The 21112-nt window shown below is 64.2% G+C and carries 17 protein-coding genes; 9 read left to right on the forward strand and 8 right to left on the reverse strand.

Annotation, left to right across the window (positions count from 1 at the left end):
• Positions 1-217 precede the first annotated feature (217 nt).
• The gene (locus ACYOEI_RS04945) at positions 218-3655 is read right to left on the reverse strand and encodes a PVC-type heme-binding CxxCH protein (RefSeq protein WP_462848214.1); all 3438 of its coding nucleotides are present in this window, start codon (positions 3653-3655) and stop codon (positions 218-220) included.
• Complete coding sequence (locus ACYOEI_RS04950) at positions 3652-4920, reverse strand: SGNH/GDSL hydrolase family protein (protein WP_462848215.1); 1269 nt, start codon at positions 4918-4920, stop codon at positions 3652-3654. The genes ACYOEI_RS04945 and ACYOEI_RS04950 overlap by 4 nt, the downstream gene beginning before the upstream one ends.
• A gap of 556 nt (positions 4921-5476) precedes the next feature.
• Between ACYOEI_RS04950 and ACYOEI_RS04955 the strand changes: the two genes are divergently transcribed.
• Positions 5477-6055 carry a BON domain-containing protein gene (locus ACYOEI_RS04955; RefSeq protein WP_462848216.1) on the forward strand — a complete coding sequence of 193 codons (579 nt, stop codon included), beginning with the start codon at positions 5477-5479 and terminating at the stop codon, positions 6053-6055.
• A 193-nt stretch (positions 6056-6248) separates the two neighbouring features.
• A complete protein-coding gene (locus ACYOEI_RS04960; RefSeq protein ID WP_462848217.1) occupies positions 6249-7430 on the forward strand; it encodes a M20 family metallopeptidase in 1182 nt (393 codons plus the stop codon).
• A 244-nt stretch (positions 7431-7674) separates the two neighbouring features.
• Here ACYOEI_RS04960 and ACYOEI_RS04965 read toward each other — a convergent pair whose 3' ends face one another.
• Together ACYOEI_RS04965 and ACYOEI_RS04970 are read right to left on the reverse strand one after the other, a co-directional pair.
• The gene (locus ACYOEI_RS04965) at positions 7675-8760 is read right to left on the reverse strand and encodes an alpha/beta hydrolase-fold protein (protein ID WP_462848218.1); all 1086 of its coding nucleotides are present in this window, start codon (positions 8758-8760) and stop codon (positions 7675-7677) included.
• Between the two features lie 241 nt (positions 8761-9001).
• Complete coding sequence (locus tag ACYOEI_RS04970) at positions 9002-9904, reverse strand: hypothetical protein (protein ID WP_462848219.1); 903 nt, start codon at positions 9902-9904, stop codon at positions 9002-9004.
• 133 nt (positions 9905-10037) lie between these two features.
• On the opposite strand from ACYOEI_RS04970, the gene ACYOEI_RS04975 reads away from it, so the two are divergent.
• Both ACYOEI_RS04975 and ACYOEI_RS04980 read left to right on the forward strand, forming a co-directional pair.
• Positions 10038-10616 carry a Maf family protein gene (locus ACYOEI_RS04975; RefSeq protein WP_462848220.1) on the forward strand — a complete coding sequence of 193 codons (579 nt, stop codon included), beginning with the start codon at positions 10038-10040 and terminating at the stop codon, positions 10614-10616.
• A gap of 53 nt (positions 10617-10669) precedes the next feature.
• Positions 10670-11692, forward strand: coding sequence for a M28 family peptidase (locus ACYOEI_RS04980; RefSeq protein ID WP_462848221.1), 1023 nt, complete (start codon positions 10670-10672; stop codon positions 11690-11692).
• A gap of 126 nt (positions 11693-11818) precedes the next feature.
• Here the strand turns inward: ACYOEI_RS04980 and ACYOEI_RS04985 are convergent, their stop codons facing one another.
• Positions 11819-12106, reverse strand: a complete 288-nt coding sequence (locus ACYOEI_RS04985; protein WP_462848222.1) for a hypothetical protein — start codon at positions 12104-12106, stop codon at positions 11819-11821.
• Between the two features lie 563 nt (positions 12107-12669).
• Here ACYOEI_RS04985 and ACYOEI_RS04990 point away from each other — a divergent pair.
• A complete protein-coding gene (locus ACYOEI_RS04990) occupies positions 12670-12867 on the forward strand; it encodes a hypothetical protein (protein WP_462848223.1) in 198 nt (65 codons plus the stop codon).
• A 719-nt stretch (positions 12868-13586) separates the two neighbouring features.
• A complete protein-coding gene (locus ACYOEI_RS04995; protein WP_462848224.1) occupies positions 13587-14753 on the forward strand; it encodes a DEAD/DEAH box helicase in 1167 nt (388 codons plus the stop codon).
• A gap of 164 nt (positions 14754-14917) precedes the next feature.
• Here the strand turns inward: ACYOEI_RS04995 and ACYOEI_RS05000 are convergent, their stop codons facing one another.
• From ACYOEI_RS05000 to ACYOEI_RS05010, 3 genes are all read right to left on the reverse strand, one after another.
• Positions 14918-16210: a hypothetical protein gene (locus ACYOEI_RS05000; protein WP_462848225.1), complete on the reverse strand. Its 1293-nt coding sequence runs from the start codon at positions 16208-16210 to the stop codon at positions 14918-14920.
• Positions 16211-16268: 58 nt separating this feature from the next.
• Complete coding sequence (locus ACYOEI_RS05005) at positions 16269-18017, reverse strand: VWA domain-containing protein (protein ID WP_462848226.1); 1749 nt, start codon at positions 18015-18017, stop codon at positions 16269-16271.
• Positions 18018-18180: 163 nt separating this feature from the next.
• Positions 18181-19182, reverse strand: a complete 1002-nt coding sequence (locus ACYOEI_RS05010) for a vWA domain-containing protein (protein ID WP_462848227.1) — start codon at positions 19180-19182, stop codon at positions 18181-18183.
• A gap of 405 nt (positions 19183-19587) precedes the next feature.
• Here ACYOEI_RS05010 and ACYOEI_RS05015 point away from each other — a divergent pair, with 405 nt between their 5' ends.
• From ACYOEI_RS05015 to ACYOEI_RS05025, 3 genes are all read left to right on the forward strand, one after another.
• Positions 19588-19797, forward strand: coding sequence for a hypothetical protein (locus ACYOEI_RS05015; protein WP_462848229.1), 210 nt, complete (start codon positions 19588-19590; stop codon positions 19795-19797).
• Positions 19798-19977: 180 nt separating this feature from the next.
• A complete protein-coding gene (locus ACYOEI_RS05020; protein WP_462848230.1) occupies positions 19978-20346 on the forward strand; it encodes a hypothetical protein in 369 nt (122 codons plus the stop codon).
• A gap of 224 nt (positions 20347-20570) precedes the next feature.
• The gene (locus ACYOEI_RS05025; protein WP_462848531.1) at positions 20571-21104 is read left to right on the forward strand and encodes an RNA polymerase sigma factor; all 534 of its coding nucleotides are present in this window, start codon (positions 20571-20573) and stop codon (positions 21102-21104) included.
• The last annotated feature ends 8 nt before the right edge of the window (positions 21105-21112 follow it).

Genomic DNA, 21112 nt, shown 5'->3' on the forward strand with positions numbered 1-21112 from the left:
GAATCCGGGGAGTAACGATTGATCAATAGATGGCGCAGATGGACGCAGATTCTAAAAAATCTGATTTAAGAAATCTGTGTCCATCTGCGTCATCTGTTGATCAATTGGCCCCTCTCCTTCCCCTCATCCCTGATGAGTCCCAGAGGACGAACGAGAACGCCTCGCCCGGCCGCGGAGAGTGGCCGGACGAGGCGTTCGTCGATTTCGAGGATCGTGATTACTTGCCGACGAGCCACTGGGCCCTGGCCGGCGACCCGGGGACTTCCTCGAGGGTGTAGAGGAGCCCGTCTTTGCGTCGGTCGAGATCGACGGCGATGGTCAGGATGTGGGCACCGGCCTTGAAGTCGAGGAGGGCTTCGGACTTGGGCTCGACGGCGGTGCCGTCGACCCAGAGCTTCAGGCCTTCGACCGAGTTCAACGCGAGCTTGATCTTGCCGGCGGTCGAGACGTCGAGCTGGGCCCGAGCGAGGCCGACGCGGTTTCCCGGGGTCCGGAGCACGGGAAGGACCTCGAGCGGGAGGACGCCAGAGACCTGGCTGTAGGCCGGGCTCCAGGACAGGGCGTAATTGCCCGCGAGGAGCGAATCGAGGTTGCCGTGGTGGGCGGCGGTCCCGGATTCGGAAGTGACGTCGAGGACCTGCCAGCGCCGGGCGACTCGAGCCTTGCTGACGGAGTAAGGCCCGATCTTGCCGAGCTCGGAGAGGAACCGGACGAGGTCGAGGAATTCACCACGCGTCAGCGTGTCCGTCAGACCCGCCGGCATCAGCGAGCCGCCGGGCTTTTGCTCATCGATCGAAGAAACGGGGACGACGACCTCGCGGTCTTCCGAGTCTCGGAGGACGAGTTCCGAGTCCGTCTGGCGGACCTTGATCCCGGTGATGACCTGGCCCTCGGCGGTGGCGACGACGACCGCGTGATAGTTCTCCTTCACGGCCTTGCCCGGTTGGAGGAGGGAGTCGACGAGGTAGTCGACCTGCGCGCTGGCACCGACGCTCTCGAGGCTCGGGCCGACCTGCCCCCCTGCACCGACGATGGCGTGACATTTCAGGCAGGCCGCGTCCTTCCGGCGGAAGATCGCCTCGCCCCGCGCGGCGTTCCCTGACTTCATCACCTCGGCCACAGTTTGCGACATCTGCTCGGGGGTGAGGGGCTGCGCGCTCGACCCGAGGCCGCCCGCCTTCGACAGGGCGTCGACGAGCTTGGTGGCGTCTCGTCCCGAGTTGCGGATAGCTCGGATGGCGACCTTGGCGACGTCCGCCTGGAGCGTCTTGCCTTCGAGTGCGGCGATCAGGGCGTCGGGCCCCTCACGGAGCTGGACGAGCCGTTGGAGCAGATGGTCGACGCCGGCCCCGTCCTTCGCCTTGGAGAGTCGATCCACCGCGCGGGCCGCTCCGGCATTGGCGTCGATCGCGGCGAGGGCACCGATCGCCAACGCCTGGACTCGACCCGGCGAGTCGGGGCCGGCGAGCTCTTCGACCGTCCGACGGCCTTCGGGACCGCCGAGGTGGGTCAAGGCCTCGATCGCATCGAGACGGAGGGCGTCCGAGGTCGTCTCGTTCCTGGCGATCTCGACGAGCTTCGGTCGCAACGATTCCACTTGCCAGAGGCCAACGGCGCCGGCGGCGGCCCGGCGGAGTGTCTCGTCATTACTCTCGAGCCAGGGCGAAACCCGAACGAGGTCGCCCTCGGGGCGGACTTTACGCTGACGGGTCGCCTTGATCAACGAATCCAACAAGGCCGCCCGGCGCGGGGCCGGAGTGTCGCCGGGGTTCACGGCGAGGTCGAGGATCATGGCCAGGTCGCGAGGTTCGCCGAGCGAGGCGATCATCGAAAGCGCCCTGTCCTCCTCCGCCTTCGGGATTCGTCCCGCACGGAGGGCTTCGACGAGAGGTCTGACGATCCCCGGCGTGTTGACCGACTGGAGGGCGAAGAGGAGGTGACGACTGTTCCCGCCGAAATCGAAGCGGCCGGCCTGGACTTCGGGGAGCCAGACGTTCTGGAGGTCGCGGGCGGTCAGCCAAAGGGCATAGTCCAGGAACCGGTCGACCGTCTGGTCGAGGGCCCTCATGGCAAGCTCAGCCGACCGGACCTGCGGAATACGGGCGAGGGCACGCACGGCTTCGAGGCGGACGCGGGGATTCTCGTCGGCCACCTGGGTCGCCAGCAGTCCGAGTGGATCGGAAACTCGCGGGATCCAATGGGCGAGCACCCGCGTCGCCGCCGCGCGGACGCGCGAATCGTTCGAACGCAAGAGTGCGGCGAGGAGGTCGGGCTCGACCACATCAAGCGACTGGTAGGTCCAGAGGGCCTCGAGTCGTCGATGCTCGGTGTCGGCGTCTTTGGGATCGAGCCCTTTGACCCAAGTCGCGAGCTCGGGCAGGACGCTCGCTCCGCGATCCTTGAGGACGCGTTTGGCGTGGAGTCGCGTCCAGTCCTCGGGAGCCTTGAGCGACTCGAGCAGGCTCGAAGTCGACGCCCCGACGAGCTTCGGACGGGGGACGAGCGGACGCCCCTTGGCCGAGACGCGCCAGATGCGGCCCCGGGTGTGGTCGCGGCGTGGGTCGCGGAAGTCGACCTCGCCATGCTGGATGATCGGGTTGTACCAGTCGGCGATGTAGATCGCGCCGTCAGGCCCGACCTTGACGTCGATGGGGCGGAACGCGACGTGCCTCGTCTTGATCAACTCCGTCTGCTCGCGCGAGGCGAACCCCGCACCGTCGTCGCTGAGGACGAACCGACAGACCCGATTGCCTCGGAAGTCATTGGTGACGATGCTACCGGCCCATTCGACGGGCAGGTGCCGTCCGCTGAGGACCTCGGCCCCGCTGTATTTGGGGCTGCCGGGGTTGAGCCCCTGGAGAATTCGCACCGCGTCGGGGGCCGTGAAGTAATAGGCTCCCGGCAGGCAGTAGTTGATCCCTTCGCCGCCGGCGCCGTCGGTCGCGAACGACTGGCCGAAACGGTCGTAGTGGTGGCCCCAGGGGTTGACGAGCCCCCGGATGAAGACGTCGAGTTCCATCGTCTCGGGACGGAACTGCCAGATCCCGCCGCCGCCCAATCGCTTCACCCCGTGGGGGGTCTCGATGTGGCTGTGAATGTAGATCGATTGGTTAAAATAAAGCATCCCATCATATCCCCAGCGAAGGGTGTGGAGGATATGGTGGGTGTCCTCGGTGCCGAACCCCGAGAGGACCACCCGACGCGAGTCGGCCTTGCCGTCCTTGTCGGTGTCCTTGAAGTGGAGAAGCTCGGTGCTGTTGGCCACATACGCGCCGCCATCCCCCGGCTCGATGCCGGTCGGGATCAGCAGGCCGTCGGCGAACACCGTCGTCTTCTCGGCTCGGCCGTCGCCGTCGGCGTCCTCGAGGACGACGACCTTGTCGTTGGCCGTTTGCCCGGGCTTGATCTGGGGATAGACTTCGGAGCTGACGAGCCAGAGTCGGCCGTCCGAGTCGAAGTTCATCTGGATGGGCTTCGCGAGGATCGGGTCGGCCGCGAAGAGGTTGACCTCGAACCCCTCGGCGACCTGGAAGGACTGCCGCTCGAGCTCCGGATCCGGGTCGGGGATGTTACTGAGCCCACGCTGGGCGTAGAGGGCCGGGGTGAGCCCGAGGACCGCCCATGCGGTCACGATTGAGAAACGTCGCCAGCTCACTTGCCCACCTCGCTTTCACGCACCAATTCATAGACATGGGACTTGGGGACGCGCAGTTTGGCGATCGCCTGCTCCTTCTCCGAGACGAGCGGGTCGAAGAGCGGGATCTCCCTCGCGTTGTTCCCCTGTTCGTGCTTGCGGAACCCGAGGAGGTAGGTCTCGTTCTGGGGACGCCAGCGGTGGAAATACAGGAGATTCTTGTCGTTGATCGTGGCGCGGAGTGCCTCGACCTGGGCGAACTCGGGGGTCGTCGCCGGGAGGGTTTTTCCCTTGGCCCAGTCGTCGGCCTCGGCCACCGCGACCACTCGGCCGTCGACCTTCAGGGCGAAGCGCCCGGTGCCCAGCCCTTTGACCTTCAAACTTCGACCGGAAGCCGACGCACCCGTGTTCTCCGAAGCGGCCAGGGCCGCGACCGTCCTCGGCTCGGGCAACTCGGCATCGGTCGTTTCGAACCGGACTCCGTCGCGTGACGAGACCTGGCCCGAGACCTTGGGATTGCTCGAAACATCCCCCTTGGCCAACGCGCCGCCCACGACCAGATCGACGGACCAAGACGAAGAGGTCGTGGCGGACTGGAACTGCCCGGCGATGATCTTGGCCAGCAGGGCGTAGCCGAAGTCGGTCGGGTGGATGCCATTGTCCGTGAGCGGCCTGCGGATCCCCTTCGCACTTCGCGTCTCGGGGTCCATTTGGAGCGAAATGAAGCGAGCACCTCGCTTCTGCGCGATGGATTCGATGGCCTTGCTATAGAGCAGGAGCGACTTGTTGTGAGATGCCGGGTCGGGGAGTGGCCGTCCCATGTCTTCATGGGTGATCGGCGACAGCAGGATGACCTTGGCTCCCGTCGGGGCGAGGGTGTCGAGCAAAGTATTGAGGCCTTCGTCGAACCGAGAGAGGCCGGCCTCGCCGTCGAAGGATTCACCCATCCCGTACCCGACGATGAGCACCGAAGGCTTGAGGGCAAGAACGTGCTCTTTGAGCAGCCGGAACCCATCCACCGGGGTCCCGAACCCGGCCCGGGCGTGGCCGTAGACGGTGTCGCCGCTCCAACCCAGGTTCCGGAATTCGAGAGCTTTGTCCGGATTCTGCAGGGTCAACAGGGTCTCGAGGTAGCCGTATTTCTGGTCTCGCTCGATGAACGTGTCGCCGATCAGAACGATCCGGTCGCCGTCCTTCAGCGCCATCTTGGGAGGATCGGCGGCAAGGGCCGTCGACGCGCCGATCAGGCTCGAAAGCCCGACCAACAACGGGAAAAATCGTTTCACGAGGATGCTCCGGGCCAGGCCAAAGGTCATGGTCACGCCAATGCGGGGAATCGCTGCGGTGGGACGGCTCGCGAGGGTAGGCGGACCTAGTCGAATTCCAAGTCTAGTCGCCGGGGCCGTCCGGGTCGATAACCTACCCCGACTCACCTGGTCCAAGTCGCTGGAGCACTTACACTTGATTCCAATCCGTGCAGTCCGACTTCAATACAAGAATCGAAATATGTCAGCACAAAAGTTACGCAAGAACGTCCGCTGTGGATCCGGCCTCCGCTCCAGGACGAAGGCTACGATGCAAGACCTCGAGGCGCGCGTAAAGGCCTGGGATGGCCAATTAGAAGGTGTCGGACGATTGGAGAGTTCGCCAATTCCCGTTGACTGGCACGCTGATTGCGATAAATAGTTCGCAGCGGAAATCGATCTGGCGGCCCTACCTCCCGTTTCGGCGGATTCCAGAGAAGGGCCTGAGTCGACGGATGACCGCTCACACCATGACGCACATCCTCGCATCATTCCCAAGACATCGAGTCTTCAGACATCATTTTGCCGGAGAACGTCCATGCTGCGGGCTCTTTGCCACTCCTTGCTCACGATTGCGATCGTTTCGTCGGCGACGTTCGGACAGGATGGGCCGCTCCGAAGGGCCGGCCGTGCCCTCGACAACGCCGGCAGGAACATCCGCACACGTGTCGAGACCGAAGTCGTTCGAGGACAGGTTACCGCCCAGGAACGCGACGTGCTCTACCGGGTCACGCGGCGGATCGAGTGGGACAAGCAATTCGTGGGATCCACCATTCAGCTGGACTCTCAACCAGGAGGCTCGGTGGTCCTCCGAGGATCCGTCCGCGATGAGCTGGTCAGGACCCGTCTCGTCGACCTTGTCCAGAACACGATCGGAGTCTCGCGCGTCGTCGACGAACTTGGCATCGTGAAGACTGTCAAGGTGATCGAGACTCGCCCAGGCGCGACGGTCATCGAATCCAGCCCCTCCTCGACGGTCATCGAAACCCGCCCCCCGTCGACGGTCATCGAGTCGCGTCCCCCGTCGGCGGTCATCGAATCCAAGCCCGACGACGATTCCACGATCGAGCTGGAGCCTCCGCTCACCACGCCCTCTGAGAAGAAAGTAAAGCCCTGATCCAGAAGATTGACACCGCGTTGACGGCTCCGATGCCGAGGCTCGGAAGCGATTGGCCGAGCCTCGGTCGTTTCACGGCTCCCCTCCCGATTTCGATGGTCCCCATAAGAAGGGCATCGCTCGGACATTCGCCCGACACGCTGTCCTGCAAACGATGGAGACGGCTCGACCGCTCGACTATCATCGTTCGATCATGAACATCGAACCGAGCCTTCGCGAGCGTTTGATCTCGAGTGTGGACCGGCGGCGGTTGATCGACACCGCGGTCCGCCTCATCGAAGTCCCCAGTCGGACCGGCGAGGCCGGTGCAGCCGCCGATCGGCTGGCCGAGATCCTCGAGGCGGACGGCTTTCTCGTCGAACGACCGGACGGTGGATACCCGGAGGCGCCCGCAGTCGTTGTCCGATTCCCGACGGGACGTCCCGGTCGGACGTTGCAGTTCGACGGTCACCTCGACACGGTGCACCTTCCGTTCGTCCGGCCGACCGTCGACGGCGAGTTCATCCGCGGCAGCGGTGCAGCCGATATGAAGGCGGGCGTCGCCGCGGCCGTGGAGGCGCTCCGGGCGCTTCGGGACGCCGAGGCCCTGTCCGGCGGGTCGATCCTCTTGACGGCCCACGACCTCCACGAGGCCCCCTGGGGAGACGGTCGGCAACTCGACCGGATGATCCGAGAGGGGTGCGTGGGCAACGCCGTGCTCATCCCCGAGCCGTCCCACAAGACGCTTGCCGTTCGCGGTCGAGGGGCCGCCACCTGGAAGCTGACCATTCGCCGAGACGGCCCTCCCGTCCACGAGGTCATGCGCCCCAGGGAAGAGCCCAGCGTGATCGCGGCGGGCGCGGAGTTGGTGCGTGCGTTCGGCCAGCTCGACCAACGCCTCTCGGCCGATCCCGACCCCATCTGCGGGCCCGCGAGCGTTTTCATCGGCCAGATCCACAGCGGCGAGATCTATAACCAGTATCCCCAGGAATGCTGGCTCCAGGGCACGAGACGCTGGCTGCCGGGCACCTCACATCTCGACGTCGAGCGGGAATTCCGGTCGATTCTCGAGGACGTCGCGACCTCGACGCGGACCAACATCGATTGCGAGTGGATCGTCATCCGCGACGCGTTTCATCTCGAGGAAAACGACCCGGTCGTGCAAGATTTCCAGGACGCCTATTCGTCGGTCGCCGGCCAACCCCTACCGAGTGGTCCCAAACCCTTCGTCGACGACGGCAACAGCTTCTGGGCCAACGCAGGCGTCGCCGCGATCACCCACGGCCCCCGGGCAGGCGGCCAGCACACGATCGACGAGTGGGTCTCAATCGAGGACCTGGTCCGCGTCGCCCGGGTTTATGCCCTGACGGCGGTCGCCTATTGCCAGGGTCAATGAGCCAGCCCCCCCGTGGCGACGAGACTCGTGCCATGCGAAGGAATCCCCACAACGCATCACAAAAATAAACATTCTTAAAATTAACGGCCCAAGTTCAGGCTAATATCAGGAGACAGAAGACAATCCACGGGTGACGCAGATTGACACCGATGAAATTCGAATCTCTCCAAATCTCATCTGTGTCAATCTGCGTCATCCGCGGATAAATCTGCCCTTCCTGACTGTGGTCCATCGCCGACGAGTTTTAGTCCGTTGGGCGGTCGAATGCGAGATGTCTCTCGAAGAAGGGGAGGACGTCGGTGGCAAAGCGACTGTCGCGGGTCCAGTCGCCGTCGACCCACATGCCGTTGTACTCCTCCGCCTGATGGGGCACGCCGAACTCGTTGAGCTTGTTGGTGAAGGCCTGGTTGGAATAGACGTGGTCCCAGTTCTGGTCGGTACGCGCCCAGTCGAACTTGAAGCCGCGAAGCGTCTTGAGTTTTTCGGCATGTTGGGGAATCAACGACTCGAGGAAGAAATTGCGGCGAAGCCGTTCAGTGAGCTCGCTGTCGACCACGAGTCGTTTTCCATCGCGACGGGCCGCAAGATCCACGTACAAAGGTGACTTGTCGGGGTTGGGGAGAAACGCCTGGAAGATGCCGGTGAAGATGACGCAAAAGCCGTTTCCCTTGATCTCCTCGACGGACTTGGCCCGGCCGAGGAGGTCCCAATCCGGCCGACCGTGCATGATCTGGACACCCGACCCGGTCCCGACGGGATGCAATCCGTAAACCGACCCGAAGACGTCCGGATGCGCCATGGCCACTCGAATCGCCGCGTGGGCTCCCATGAACTCGCCGACAATCCCGCGCGAATTCCTCTCGGGTCGGGATTTGAAGGTGGAGTCGACTTGAGTGACCACCTCCTTGACGATGAAGTCCTCCCAGTTTCCCGTGACCGACGAGTTCGCTCCCCAGGAATTCGCGAGGGGGGTGCCGATATCGACGCAAACGAAAAGGAACTCTTCGATCACACCTGAGGAGATCTCGCGATCGAAGAACCCGCAGCCGTCATTGCGATTGAAGGCCGATCGGAATCCCTCGAACGAGGTCGGGAGATAATAGATCACGGGATACCGTCGCGCCGAAGTCCCGTAACCTGGAGGGAGATAGGCCATCGCCCGCCTCGTCGTGTTCGTCCCGACCTTGCTGTTCGCAAGGGCTGCCGACTTCACCTCGAAGTCCTCGAGCCCACCGGTCTTGACAACGGAAGGCCCCGACGCGACGACCTGGACCTCCGAGATGGCCATCCATAGGGCAGAGCCGATCATTGTAATTAAAATCTTATTCATGTTCACAATCCTCTCTTCGCCAAGGGGTCGTTTCCCCGAATCCCTGAGACCTCGGACGAGTTGCGAGGCCGAAGCAAGTCACGGATCTTCCATCAACAGATAGCTTAAATTATCACAGTTAAAATTCCGGGAAAATCTGATTCAACCGGAAGTGCTCGGGGTTCGTCTTCACCTTCCCCTGAACTGAGCCCGAGGCAAGATCAATTTATGAAATCATTTATACTCGTGACGACTCAACAAACTATTCGCCCGAATTGACAGTTCTTCGTGTCGCGAGGAATGCGACCAGATCGGCAAGAGTCTCCGGCCGCCAATCCGACTCCTCCGTTTCCGGCATCAGCGATTGCCCTGTCGAGGCCAACAGGTCGATGGCCGAACGGGAGAGTACCTCGTCGTTTCCGCCTTGGGTTCGGAATGTCAGGGTTTTTGAGGTCTCGTCGACGATCAACCCCGTCCGCTCCGATCCATTTCGAGTTCGAAGGCGATATCCGACGGCCCCGGCGTCAAACGATCGATTCGGGTCGGTGATGGCAATCATGAGGGCGACGGGCGTTTGATTCTTCAACGAGGCGAGATCGGGCCCCACGACGCTCCCAACTTCGGCGATCCGATGACACCCCGCGCAACGTTCTCGGAAGACGATCTCACCGGCCGCTGCATTTCCCTTGATTCGGAGGGCCAGGCGGCACGTTTCGATCGGCGAATCTTCGGGTTTCGGTCGATTCGAGTAGATCGCGACGGCCCGGGCTCGAATCCGGCGGTTCGGATGGTCTAGCAGGCGGCGGCGGTCGCGTGTTTCGAGTTCCTCTGGAGGCGTACAGGTGTCTTCGAGGGAGTCGAGGAGTGCCGACGTCCAGGATTCTCGAGTGAGCAGCGTGTCGAGGATGACCCGTCGAACTCGAGGAGTATGTCCCCGCCATCCGTCGAGGAGGATATCGGGCAAGCTCGGGGTATCCGACTTGGCCAGCCTCCTGACTGCAGCCTCCTGAACGGCCAGGGGCTCTTGAGGGCGCAGGAGCCCGGCCAATCGCTCGCGGTTCTCTTGCTCAACTACGCGGGCTGAAGACGCACCTTGACCGTTGGAACGGAGGGGGGACATCGCGAGCAGGAGCACCAGGACGACGAGTCGTCCTCGAGGTTTCATGGAGGTCGATTCCTGAGCCCTTCGACACGCCTTGAGACTACAAAGTCATCGCTTTCCGGCTTGTTGGCAAGGGGCGAGTGGCGATAGGATCGCCCGCTGGCCGCCTTCCGCCGTCGAGAGGCTCCGTTCGCCCATGGCTCCCACGATGATCCTGGCCAGCGCCTCGCCGAGGCGTCGGCAACTTCTGACTGAGGCCGGGTACACCTTCGAGGTCGAGCCTTCGGACATCGACGAGCCGGAGCCGCCGCCAGGGACTTCGCCGCTCGTATACGTGAGCCAACTGGCCTGGACGAAGGCCGCCACCATCGCCCGCCGACGTCAAGCCGGCCTGATCCTCGCCGCCGATACGGCGTGTGCCGTCGCCGGGGAGATTCTCAACAAGCCGATCCACCGGGATGATGCCGAGCGGATGATTCGACTCCAGGAAGGCCGGGATACCGAGGTCTTGACGGGGCTTTGCCTCTATCGGGCCGATCGCGACGAGTGGGTCGGGGCTGTCGAGGTGAGCACCGTCCGATTTCGGGTGCTCGAACATGACGAGCGCCAATCGTTCCTGGACTCGGGACGTTGGGAGGGGAAGGCCGGGGCTTACGGAGTCCAGGACCATGACCCCTTCGTCTCGGTCGTCGGGGGCAGCTTCACCAATGTGGTCGGCCTGCCGATGGAACGACTCGCGGCCCTGCTTCGCGACTATTCCGCCCTGACACGATAATCCGCGGGACGTATGATGGCGCGGCGTGCTTCCCAATCTCTGGAGCCGATCCCATGTCGCGGCGCAGCCTCATGCCATTCGGGCGCAAACTGCAACTTTCGGTCGCCGGCCTCTCCGTCCTCCTTGCGATCGGCTCGTCCATGACGCTCTTCCACCCGTTCGCGGACTGGGACAACGCCTCCGAGGCGAGCGAGAACGTCGCGCCAACACCGGCCCCGATCGACGGGACGCGGGCGTTCAACTACTTGAAGACGATCTTCGCGATGGGCCCGAGGCCCGCGGGAACTCCCGCCAACGCCAAGCTCCGAGAGATGGTGGCCAAGCACTTCAGGGCCATGGGAGGCGAGGTCCACGAGCAGCGGTTCTCGTCACGACACCCAACCACCGGCGTACCGATCGAGCTCGCAAACCTGATCGGCTCCTGGCATCCCGAGCGAACTCGGCGGGTCATGGTGGGGGCCCACTACGACACCCGCCCCTTCCCCGACCAGGATAAGGACCCCGCCCGGCGCGCGATCCCGTTCATCGGCGCGAATGACCCAGCCTCGGGCATCGCGCTCCTGATGGAAATCGCCCATCACCTCAAAGACCTCCCCACGGGTTGGGGGATCGACCTCGTCCTTTTCGACGCCGAGGAGCTCGTCTACGGCCAGGACGGCGAATACTTTCTCGGCTCGAAGGAATTCGCACGCGTCTATGTCGAAGACGCCGAAGGGCGCAAGAACCCAATCCATTATGATGCCGGGATCGTCCTGGACCTGATCGGCGGGCGAGACGCGAGGATCTCCCAGGAGCCGTACAGCCTCGACTTCGCCCCAAGGATCGTCCAGGAGGTCTGGAGCATCGCCCGTCGCCTGAAAGCCAACGCCTTCCGAAACCGCGTTGGCCGAGCCGTCCTCGACGACCACCTCGCGCTCAACAACGGCGGCATCCCGGCCATCGACCTCATCGACTTCGATTACCCGTACTGGCACACCTCGCGAGACATCCCCGAGAATTGCTCGGCCACGAGCCTCGTTCAAGTCGGCCGGGTCGTCACCGCCTGGCTCGCTCAGAACCCACCGAAGAGACGATGACCCTTGCCTCAAGCGGAGGCTTCCGAGAGCCGATGCCCTGAGGGCAAACACGAGCAAACCCCGAAAGAGTCGGTCGAGCCGACTCGGGCAAGCCGTTTCCGTCGGAACGTGCTTGGATCGACAATCTCAGCGGTCGTCGTCCAGGAGTTGCCGCAGGCTCTCGCGTTCGCGACGTGTTGCATCGAGGTCGAACAGAGCCATGTCGCGTTCGAGCCGGAGCCGCTCGAGGGCTTCCCTTGCGACCGAGAGGATCCTCCCCCGAAACCTCGCATGCTCGAGGACTTCGTCGAGGATTGGCTCGAGCTCGGCGCGCACCTCGTATGGCTGGGTCTTGATCCGGTCGAGGAGATCCATCAGCTCGGACGGCACCGTGTCGTCCGTTCGGGGTAACATCCTGGTCGCCGCGTGGTTCATCGGAGTTCCTCAGTCAAAGGTGATAATTCAATCTACCACGCGGATTTCGGAAGGCCTCCGGATCGTCGGAATTTCACCTTTTGGGTAAGATTTAACACCTGCAAGAGATCGAACAGCCGACTCCCACTCCCCTCCTTTCCTCGCTCAAAGTCACATCAAATCTGGATCTGAACGAGCTTAAATCAGGTCTTGGCCTCGGCCAGATTTCCATCGTCGTCGGCGGAGGATTCGCCCTTCGGCGAACGAATAATGGGGACTATCCCGATCTGGCCTTGTTCAAGGGGGCGTCCGTGCACAATTCCCGTCGGGACGTGTGCAATCGAGTCATGATCTCTCGATCGGCCTCGACGGAGCGACGTCCCATGTCCACGATCCCACAACCCATCGCTAGCGCCTTCGCTGTCCTCTGCGGACGATACGGTGACGTTACCGAGGATGGCCCGCGATCGTGAGTACTCGCGGCAATCGCTCTCCCGCGAGGCCTCCAGGGACGATCCCGCCAGGGGCATGGCACGGCGACCACACGGCTGCGGCGCCACGCCGAGCGGGCCTGGGATCAAGCCGTGGCCGCCGAGGAGGCCTGGGGACGAGCCAAGGGGGCGTTCGAGATCTTCACCCCCGAAGGTCGGCTCAACGATCGGGTCCGAGCCGAGGCGGTGGTGGCGGCATCGTTGCCCGCCTTGGACGGCGCGGCGTGGGCCAAGACTCGTCGGTTGCTGCTCCGCCGGGAGAGCTTCACCTTCCTGGATCAAGTCTCATGACGGTTGGTCGAGTTGGGATTGGCCCCCGACGTCGTCGCGGCCTTGTTGGATTTGGAGGGACTGAGGCGGCAGCCGAGGCGGCGATCGGCCGCCACGGGAGCTTGGGCCTAGGCCCGCACGGTCGAACTGACGAAGGCCAGCGCGGATTGGCGTGAGGAGTGGCGACGGGTCCGGGCGTGCTCCGGGGTGTGTCGCGAGCGAGCCGCCTCGTGGAATGCGTCAACAGCGTGGCGCGGATGCAGCAGGCACGCCATCGGAAGATGACGCAGGGGTTACTGGATCTGAAGCATCTGCATTTGGAAGTTGCGACGGTTTCGGACGGGCCGTCGCATGGGTGAGACGCCGCACGGCTTGCTCGGCTCGAGACTCCCGGACTTGGGCTTCGGGGAATTCCTCGAGATGACGCCGGAGGAATTGCGGAAGAGACTGTCCGCTCAAGAAGATCCGTCGTGAGGTAGTGACCGCGGCCCCCCTGATCGCAAGAGTTCCAACCCAGGTACCGGATCGCCTGAACTTTTGGGCTGAAGGATCGTACTGCCTTTGACGGAAACGTGTTAAACTGATATTATGGAAGAAATCCTCAAGAGGACTTGACCGTTGTGGTCAGTGAGACGGCGGCGACCAAGTCCATTCTCCAACCCGTTTAGGAGGTTTGTTTGATTCAACGCGCAGAGGAGGATTCTCCTCCTGGCTTTCACTCGATGGGGTTGAGCTCCCCCATGCTCCGGGCTCTGAAGCACATCGGTTACGTCACTCCCTCGCCGATTCAGGCGGAGCTTATCCCCGAAGCTCTTGACGGTCGCGACGTGATTGGCCAGGCCAAGACTGGCACCGGCAAGACCGCGTCGTTCGGGATTCCGCTGATCGAGATGCTCGAGGCCCGAGGCAAAGGGCCGCAGGCGATCATCCTCGCCCCGACTCGCGAGCTCGTCCAGCAGATCGTCGTCGAGCTCCAGAAGCTCGCCACCGGTCAGGACGTCGCGATTTGCGGGATCTATGGCGGAGAGCCGATCGAGCGTCAACTCCGAGCCCTCCAGCGCGGGGTCGACATCATCGTTGGGACGCCGGGACGAGTCCTCGACCACATCGAGCGGCGGACGCTCTACCTGGGCGAGATCTTCCACGTTGTCCTGGACGAAGCCGACCGGATGCTCGACATCGGGTTCCGTCCGGACATCGAGCGGATCCTCCGCAAGGTGCCGAATCCCCACCAGACCCTGCTCCTCTCGGCCACGATCAGCGCCGACATCCGCAAGCTGGCTCAGCGTTATATGTTCGAGCCGGTCGAGCTGAACCTGTCGAAGGATGAGCCCTCGGTCGAGACGATCAAGCAGTATTACATCACCATCGAGAACGACCGCAAGTTCGACTTGCTGGTCCACCTGCTCCGCCGCGACCAGCCGCGCCAGTGCATCGTCTTCACACGGACGAAGCGCGGGGCGGAACGACTCGCCGAAAAGCTCCGCGGCAAAGTCGCGGGCGTCGCCACTATCCACGGCGATCTCGCCCAGACCGTCCGCAACCGCGTTATGCTGGGATTCCGCAACGGGACCATCCCCGTCCTCGTCGCCACCGACGTCGTCGGCCGCGGCATCGACGTCAACGACATCAGCCACGTCATCAACTACGACGTCCCGGATGATGCCGAGAACTATGTCCACCGCATCGGCCGGACCGGCCGGATGGGCAAGGACGGCCTCGCTTATATGTTCGTTTGCCCCGATCAGGGCGAACCCTTGACCGCGATCGAGAACCTGATCAACAAGACCATCCCGACCCTTCCCCTGGACGGTTTCGAAGCCTACCGGCGTCAACCGAAGAAAGATTCGGCTTTCCGACAGATCTACAGCACCGCCAGGACGCGCTCCGCTTACGGGGATCATTGAGCCGACGCCATTCTCTACGGCTCCTGAGATGACCCCGCCCGTAGCTCCCGTCCCCTTGCTTCCGTGATTTGCACGCTGGTAAGTTTCTCGACAGGTTCGCAAGGAGAGGCAGTTCCGACCGCCGACGCTCTTTCCGGCGCGGTCTCGACTGCCTCTCTCGGTCTTCACCCCCCACCCGAGCCCCGCCCCCGTCCCTGAAGTCGCGAAAGCTCTTCCAGCCAGGCTTTGGCTTCGGCGATCAGCGATCGCGCATCGCGACCGTATCCGGAATACTGCGCCCGATCGCAATGCGCGACCAGCCGTTCCGCGCTCCCACCGATCGCCTCGTCACCTTCGGCCTTCGAAAACCCGGCACAGGCTTCTTCGGGAGTGAGCGCTCCCCGGGGTCTCCGGATCCTCAGATGGAGGTACTCCGCCAATCCCTCCGTGATCCGACGGCCAACGTCTTCGGCCGAGGCCGACTCGTCGAGACGTCGGGTCAGATGCGTCAGGACTCGTCGCGTGGCCCAGTCCCTCCGCCTCGACGAGAATTGCCTGTAAACGATCCAGCCGACGACGAGCAAGACGATCGTCGACGCGGCGGCAATCCCCGCGGCAAACCCGGCGGCTCTCGTAGAGGACCGTGAGACGATCGGCTCGTAGTTGAGCGTCGACGGATCGAATCGAGGGACGTCCGCGACGCGTACGGATAGCCCGGAGGTGACCCGGGTCAGGAACCGAGCGGTCTGCGGGTCAAAGGTCGAGATAGCGACGGGCGGCAAGGTGGCCGTTCCCGTCCGGGTCGGGCGGATTCGATAGCGAAAGACACGTGAGGCCGGCTCGGCAACGGCCTCGACGGGTTTACGCTCGACGCGCAACCCGAGCGGGACGCGGTCGAACCGTTCCAGGACGGGAGAACGGCTCATCCCTCGAGATCCGGGCCCCTTCACGGCAATCCGGAATTCGAACGACTGCCCCAAGCGCACGGAAGCCGGTAAGGTCTCGGCCTCGAGAGTGATCGGTCCGACTCCACCGAGATACGAAGGAGGCCGCCCGATCGACGGGACGTCGAGGATGCTCAAGCGGAGGAGACGGGAACTCCCCGACCGCTCGCCCCACTTGGCGGAGAAGGGAGGGATGATCAACAACCCCGCACTTTTCGGGACAACCCGAAACTTCGACCGATAGCTGATCTTCTCCATCACGAAGTCGCCGATCGCGCTCGTGGTGATCGGCTTCAGGCTCGTATCCGCCAGATGCAAGTCGGCCCCCGTGACTTTCGGGGGCACGATCCGGGGACGCTCGCTCTCCGCTACGGTCTCGACCTCGACGAGGATCTCTTGCCCCACGTAGTAGGGCCCCTTCGAGACCTGGCTCCGGACCCGTAACGCACCCGAATCCTGGGCCTGTGCGGGCAATGAGCCGGAGTTCGAGAGGATGAATACGACTGAGAGCGAGAGGCGCACCGATAAGTTCATGTTGTCGATTCAAAACCCGGTGATCTGAGCGCGTGACATCCCGGTGCGGGGGGGCCGGTCACCAGTCCATGCGATCCTTGTCGGGAGCCGAGGCCTCTTCGTCGATCCGACGGTTTCGCGATTCTCGGACGTTCTCGAGGGCCGAGGCGAGTCGTTGATCGGGCGAATCTCCTTTGGCCGACGGCGAGCCGGTCCCGCCGGCGCCCCCGGGCCCGCGACGTCCGGACCGCGGGCCGCGCCTAGGGTCGTCGCCACCTCCCGTCGGGTCGTCGGAGGCTGTGGGATCGCCCGGTCCTCCGTCGTCTTCGCCGGAGGGCTTGGGAGCCCGCGACCGCCCGGAGGGCGACTGCGAATCGCCTTGGGGGTCGGGGGGAACCGGCGGGGTCTTCGCTTGCCGTTCGGCGAACTGCCGGTTGATCGCGGCGTCGTCTCGAACGGCGTCGAGACCCGGCCCTTTGGCGCTTGACGAAAGGCAGGCGTCGTAGTAGGCCACGGCCGCGGGAATGTCGCCGAGGACGAGCGTCGTGTTCCCCAGGGCATAATCGATCTTGGTCTGCAACGCCGCACTCGCGCGGTCGCGAGCCTCTCGGTACCGGGCCTGGGCCTCGGGATAACGGCCGAGTTGGAACAATGCGGCCGCGGCGTTGAACCGAGGAACGGGGTCCTTCGGTGCCAGGCCAATCGATCGGTCGAAAGCGGCGAGGGCCTCGACGAATCGTCCGGCCGCATAGGCCGAGCGCCCGTCGGCATGCTCCCTCGCGAGGCGATCGCCGACAGGGTCCGCGGCGACCAGGACCAGGGCCCCGAGGCTCAAGAACCAGCGGTAGCTCCTCGGCCAACGCCCCCTCCCCGGCCAGGATCCCACGAGTCCCAGACCGAGGGCGGCCCCCAGGAAGAGGCCGAATCGCTCGGTCCGCTCCGAGGGCCGGATCGCCTCACGCCTCTGGCGGGCGACCGGTGCGATCTTCGAGACGTAGAGGTTCCCGAGGTCGGCCGGGGCGAGGCCGAGCGGGACCATGGCACCGCCGGTCGTCTTCGCCAGGGCCTCGAACGGCCGGTCGTCTCGCTTGGAGAGCACTGGGGTGCCGCGATAGGTCAGCGCCCCCGGTTCCTTGGCCGAGGAGGGCACCGGATGGCCCTGCTCGACGTCGCCGATCGCGACCGAGTGGACGACGACCCCCATGGCCCGGAGCCGGTCGAAGGTCGTCGGCCAGGTGTTCGCGTGATCCTCGCCATCCGAGAAGAGAACAATCGTCCGGCCCTCGGCGTGATCCTGAGAGTCGAAGGCGTCGATTCCCGCCTCGAGTGCTGCGCCGAGATTGGTACCACCGGGGCGGACACTCCCCGGACGGAGCGATCGCAGGGTGTCGGCGGCAGCCCCGAGGTTCTCGGTGAGGGGGCATCGGATCACCCCTCTCCCTTCAAAAGCGACCACCGCCACCCGATTCCCACGGCCGCGGCCGAGGGCGACGAGGAGGCTCTCGGCCGACTCGACGGCGACTCCCATCCGATTCGGGACGGCATCCTCGGCCCCCATGCTGCGGCTGACGTCCATGAGCAGGACGACGTCATGGCCGGGGGGAAGCGCCGAGGCCAGCGAGAGTCCCCAACGCGGTTGAGCTAACGCCACCACGAGGCAGGCCATCGCGCCGAGCCATCCGAGGGCGCCGTCCCCGAGGAGCCTTCCCCCCTGGCCGAGGGTCCGCCAGTCGGTGCGACGCCGTCGCAGCCCCTTCAGGATCCAGACGAGGACCATCGGCGCGAAGGCCAGCAACCAGAGGCGACTTGGATGCGCGAAGACGCTCATGGGAAAGGTGACCGGCGGGCCGGAGGGGAGGCAGAGAACTCTCGCAAACCGAGACGCCTTACGGGAGTCTGAGGTGTGTCCCACCAATTTCGCGCACGTCTCATGCCATCTCCATATTTCATTCACACCTGAACATATTCTCGAATTTTTGCATTTTCATGTTTCAGGGGAGGCTTCGGAGCCATCCTTTGACGAGGGACCGGTCGACGACCAGGAGGATCAGCGCGGCGGCCGCCCAGGGGGCGAAGTGTTCGCGGTAGCGGGTCAGGATCATGCTCTGGACGGGGCTCTTTTCGAGGTTGTCGATTTTCTTGAAGACCTGGTCGAGGGAACCGACGTCGGCGGCGGCGAAGGCCTGTCCGCCACCGAGCTTCGCCAACCGCTTCAGGAGCTCGAAGTCGGGCGCATCGACCTGAGCCACGAGATCGAGCCCAGTCACGGGCTCGACCCCTCGGAGGACACCCTCCCCTTGCCCGATCGCGATCGTGTGCAGGGTGATCCCGAGTTCTCGAGCCAGCCGAGCGGCCAGCTCCGGGTCGTTCGGACGAGGGACGGCCGGGCTGTTGTGGCCGTCCGTGAGCAGGATCAGGACCTTCTTCTTGGGCGAAGTCTCGCGGAGCAAACCGAGACCCAAGATGATGGCGTCACCAAGGTTCGTCCCGTCGTCACCCGGCCTGGCGTACCGGAGGGTCCTGACGGTCTCGAGGAGTCGAGCGTGGTCGAGGGTCGTCGGGCAAGCGGGGTCGGGGTAATTGGCGAAGACGACGAGCCCGATCAAGTCGTCGGGCCGGCCTGAGACGAATCGAGAGAAGGTCTCCTTCGCGGCGTCGAGCCGAGAGACCGCCGAGGCGTCGGCCCTGGAAGCGAAGTCGACGGCCTTCATGCTCGAGCTCTGATCGAGGGCCACGACGATGGCGACCCCCTGCCCGGCGATCCGAGTCGTCCCGCCGACCGTCTGAGGCCTCGCAAGCGCGACGGCGATGCAGGCGATGGCCGCCCCCCTCGCGAGGATGGGGAGCTGCCGCTTGAGCAACGTCCGGAACGTACGAGAGGACTTGAAGCCGCCGAAGGTCGGCCAGTTCATCCTGGGACGCGCCCGTTCGAAGAACCAAGGCAGGGGCACGAGGATCATCAGGAGGAACCAGCCCGGCTCGGCCCACCGCATCGTCGACAGCCCCCCTGCCGTCGCCTGGGGCTCCGGCCACTCCGCGTTCTGGATCGCTTACGAAAGTCTCCCTAGTATAGAGGCCCGACGTCGCGGATCGCAGCACGATCTTTTTCAGATGTCGTCTCTTCGAGGCTGTCTCGCCCATCGAACGCGGGGTCGGTTACCCCGGCCCCCCATCCTGCACATCGTCTTCGCAGTGTTCAAACGACCACGAGAATAGGTCTCCGGACCGAATTCGCTTGCCCAAGTCGGGACGTGCGCGCTAGTGTCTAAGGAGGACCGGGCGCAGCGAGTCGGACAGGCGTCGTGGGCATTTCCTCGACCGAGCGGATAGTCTGCTCGCGAGAGACCGGTGCCTGGGTATGGGCTGGGACCAGAACGCGTCGAGTAGGAGCCATCCTCGTGTCAGATCAAGCGACAGCGGCGGGCGATCTTCAGCAAAAATACCGACAATTCCTCGACCTCCTGCCATTGACCATTTCGCTCGCGGGTTTACCTCCGAGCGAGGGACGGTTGTTCAGCGAGGAGCAGATCGAAGCGCGCGCGATCACGGTTCGTGCAGCCTATCGTGTGGCGAGAAACACGGCCAGGGAATGCCTGAGCGGGTCGTAAGAACGTTGCCGGTGGCAGACCGGGGGTGCGGCCGAATCGGACACTCGACGCTGTTCGACCGCGGGTCAGAAGCCGATAAGAATCGCGTGGTGAGACGGGCCGACGCGGGGGACTGGGACCCTGGCCACTCGCCACGCCTTGACGGCATCCCACTCGCGAAAGGCCCTCCTCGAGATGACCATGAAGACTCAACCCGACGGCGGACCGCGCCGGATGCGAGCCGCGATCATCGGGTTCGGACTCGACTCCAGGGACAGCCAACAACGACTCAGCACCGGGGATACCTGCCTGCTGGTCGGGGGCTCTGCCGAGACCCACGCCGAGATGTTGGAGACGATCCTTCGACTTGAGTCCGAGCTCGACCGCCTGGGACAAGACCTCGCCGACGTGACCCCGACCGAACTGGCCGAGATCGCGTGGCGGATCGATTCCCCCGAGCTGCACCAGATCGCCGTGAGGCTCGAGGCGGGCCTCGAACTCCAAGGACGGGATTTCCACGAGCTCTCTGCCGAGGAATTGACCGATCTCTCGGCTCCGGCCGAGTTTTAATCGAGACTCGTTTTCCTTCGTGTAACCCCACTCGCATCGACGGCGGCCGCGACCCTCGGGTCTCGGCCGCCGTCGACGTTTATGCCGCCCCGACGATTTCCTGAACCTCCCCGAAATCTTCACGCGTTGACGACGAATTCTGAAACGGACGGTTCCACCTCGGGGTATTCCCGGCGACAGCGCCATTGACGGCGGCCCGGGGGCCGGGCGAAGGCATGAGGGTGATGGACGACCGCGCGTTGATCGAAGCACTCCGCGACGGCGACCTCGACGCGCCTCGACGGCTGATCGAGAGGTTTCAGGGCGTGGTCTTCGGACTCTGCTTCCGGATGATGGGGCATCGCCACGACGCCGAGGACGTGGCCCAGGAGACGTTCGTCCGCGCCTTGCGAGGCATCGGCGGCTTCGATATCCAACGCCCCGTCCGTCCCTGGTTGCTGGGGATCGCCGCCAACCGATGTCGGACCGCCCTGGTGAACCGGACACGTCGCCCCGGCCTGTCGGAAGCGGTCGTCGACCAGGTCGATACTCGGCCACCGCTGGGCGACCCCGACGATCTCGCAGGGGAACTCGAGCGTGCCCTGGCCCTGCTCCGCCCCGAGTATCGGATGGTCTTCGCCCTGTTCCACGAACAAAACTTGGCCTACGACGAGATCGCGGCCGCCGTCGGCCGGCCCGTCGGGACGGTCAAGACCTGGCTCCACCGAGCTCGGGCCGAGCTCGCCGAACACCTGGCCCGCCGCGGCGTCCATTGTTAATCATCACA

It is taken from the genome of Singulisphaera rosea, from assembly GCF_054877945.1.

Excerpts from the sequence above, each read along its gene's own strand:
- ACYOEI_RS04955 (WP_462848216.1), top strand. The coding sequence starts at position 5,477 with ATGCTGCGGGCTCTTTGCCACTCCTTGCTCACGATTGCGATCGTTTCG.
- ACYOEI_RS04960 (WP_462848217.1), top strand. The coding sequence starts at position 6,249 with ATGAACATCGAACCGAGCCTTCGCGAGCGTTTGATCTCGAGTGTGGAC.
- ACYOEI_RS04965 (WP_462848218.1), bottom strand. The coding sequence starts at position 8,760 with ATGAATAAGATTTTAATTACAATGATCGGCTCTGCCCTATGGATGGCC.
- ACYOEI_RS04970 (WP_462848219.1), bottom strand. The coding sequence starts at position 9,904 with ATGAAACCTCGAGGACGACTCGTCGTCCTGGTGCTCCTGCTCGCGATG.
- ACYOEI_RS04975 (WP_462848220.1), top strand. The coding sequence starts at position 10,038 with ATGGCTCCCACGATGATCCTGGCCAGCGCCTCGCCGAGGCGTCGGCAA.
- ACYOEI_RS04980 (WP_462848221.1), top strand. The coding sequence starts at position 10,670 with ATGTCGCGGCGCAGCCTCATGCCATTCGGGCGCAAACTGCAACTTTCG.
- ACYOEI_RS04985 (WP_462848222.1), bottom strand. The coding sequence starts at position 12,106 with ATGAACCACGCGGCGACCAGGATGTTACCCCGAACGGACGACACGGTG.
- ACYOEI_RS04995 (WP_462848224.1), top strand. The coding sequence starts at position 13,587 with ATGCTCCGGGCTCTGAAGCACATCGGTTACGTCACTCCCTCGCCGATT.
- ACYOEI_RS05000 (WP_462848225.1), bottom strand. The coding sequence starts at position 16,210 with ATGAACTTATCGGTGCGCCTCTCGCTCTCAGTCGTATTCATCCTCTCG.
- ACYOEI_RS05005 (WP_462848226.1), bottom strand. The coding sequence starts at position 18,017 with ATGAGCGTCTTCGCGCATCCAAGTCGCCTCTGGTTGCTGGCCTTCGCG.
- ACYOEI_RS05010 (WP_462848227.1), bottom strand. The coding sequence starts at position 19,182 with ATGCGGTGGGCCGAGCCGGGCTGGTTCCTCCTGATGATCCTCGTGCCC.
- ACYOEI_RS05020 (WP_462848230.1), top strand. The coding sequence starts at position 19,978 with ATGAAGACTCAACCCGACGGCGGACCGCGCCGGATGCGAGCCGCGATC.
- ACYOEI_RS05025 (WP_462848531.1), top strand. The coding sequence starts at position 20,571 with ATGGACGACCGCGCGTTGATCGAAGCACTCCGCGACGGCGACCTCGAC.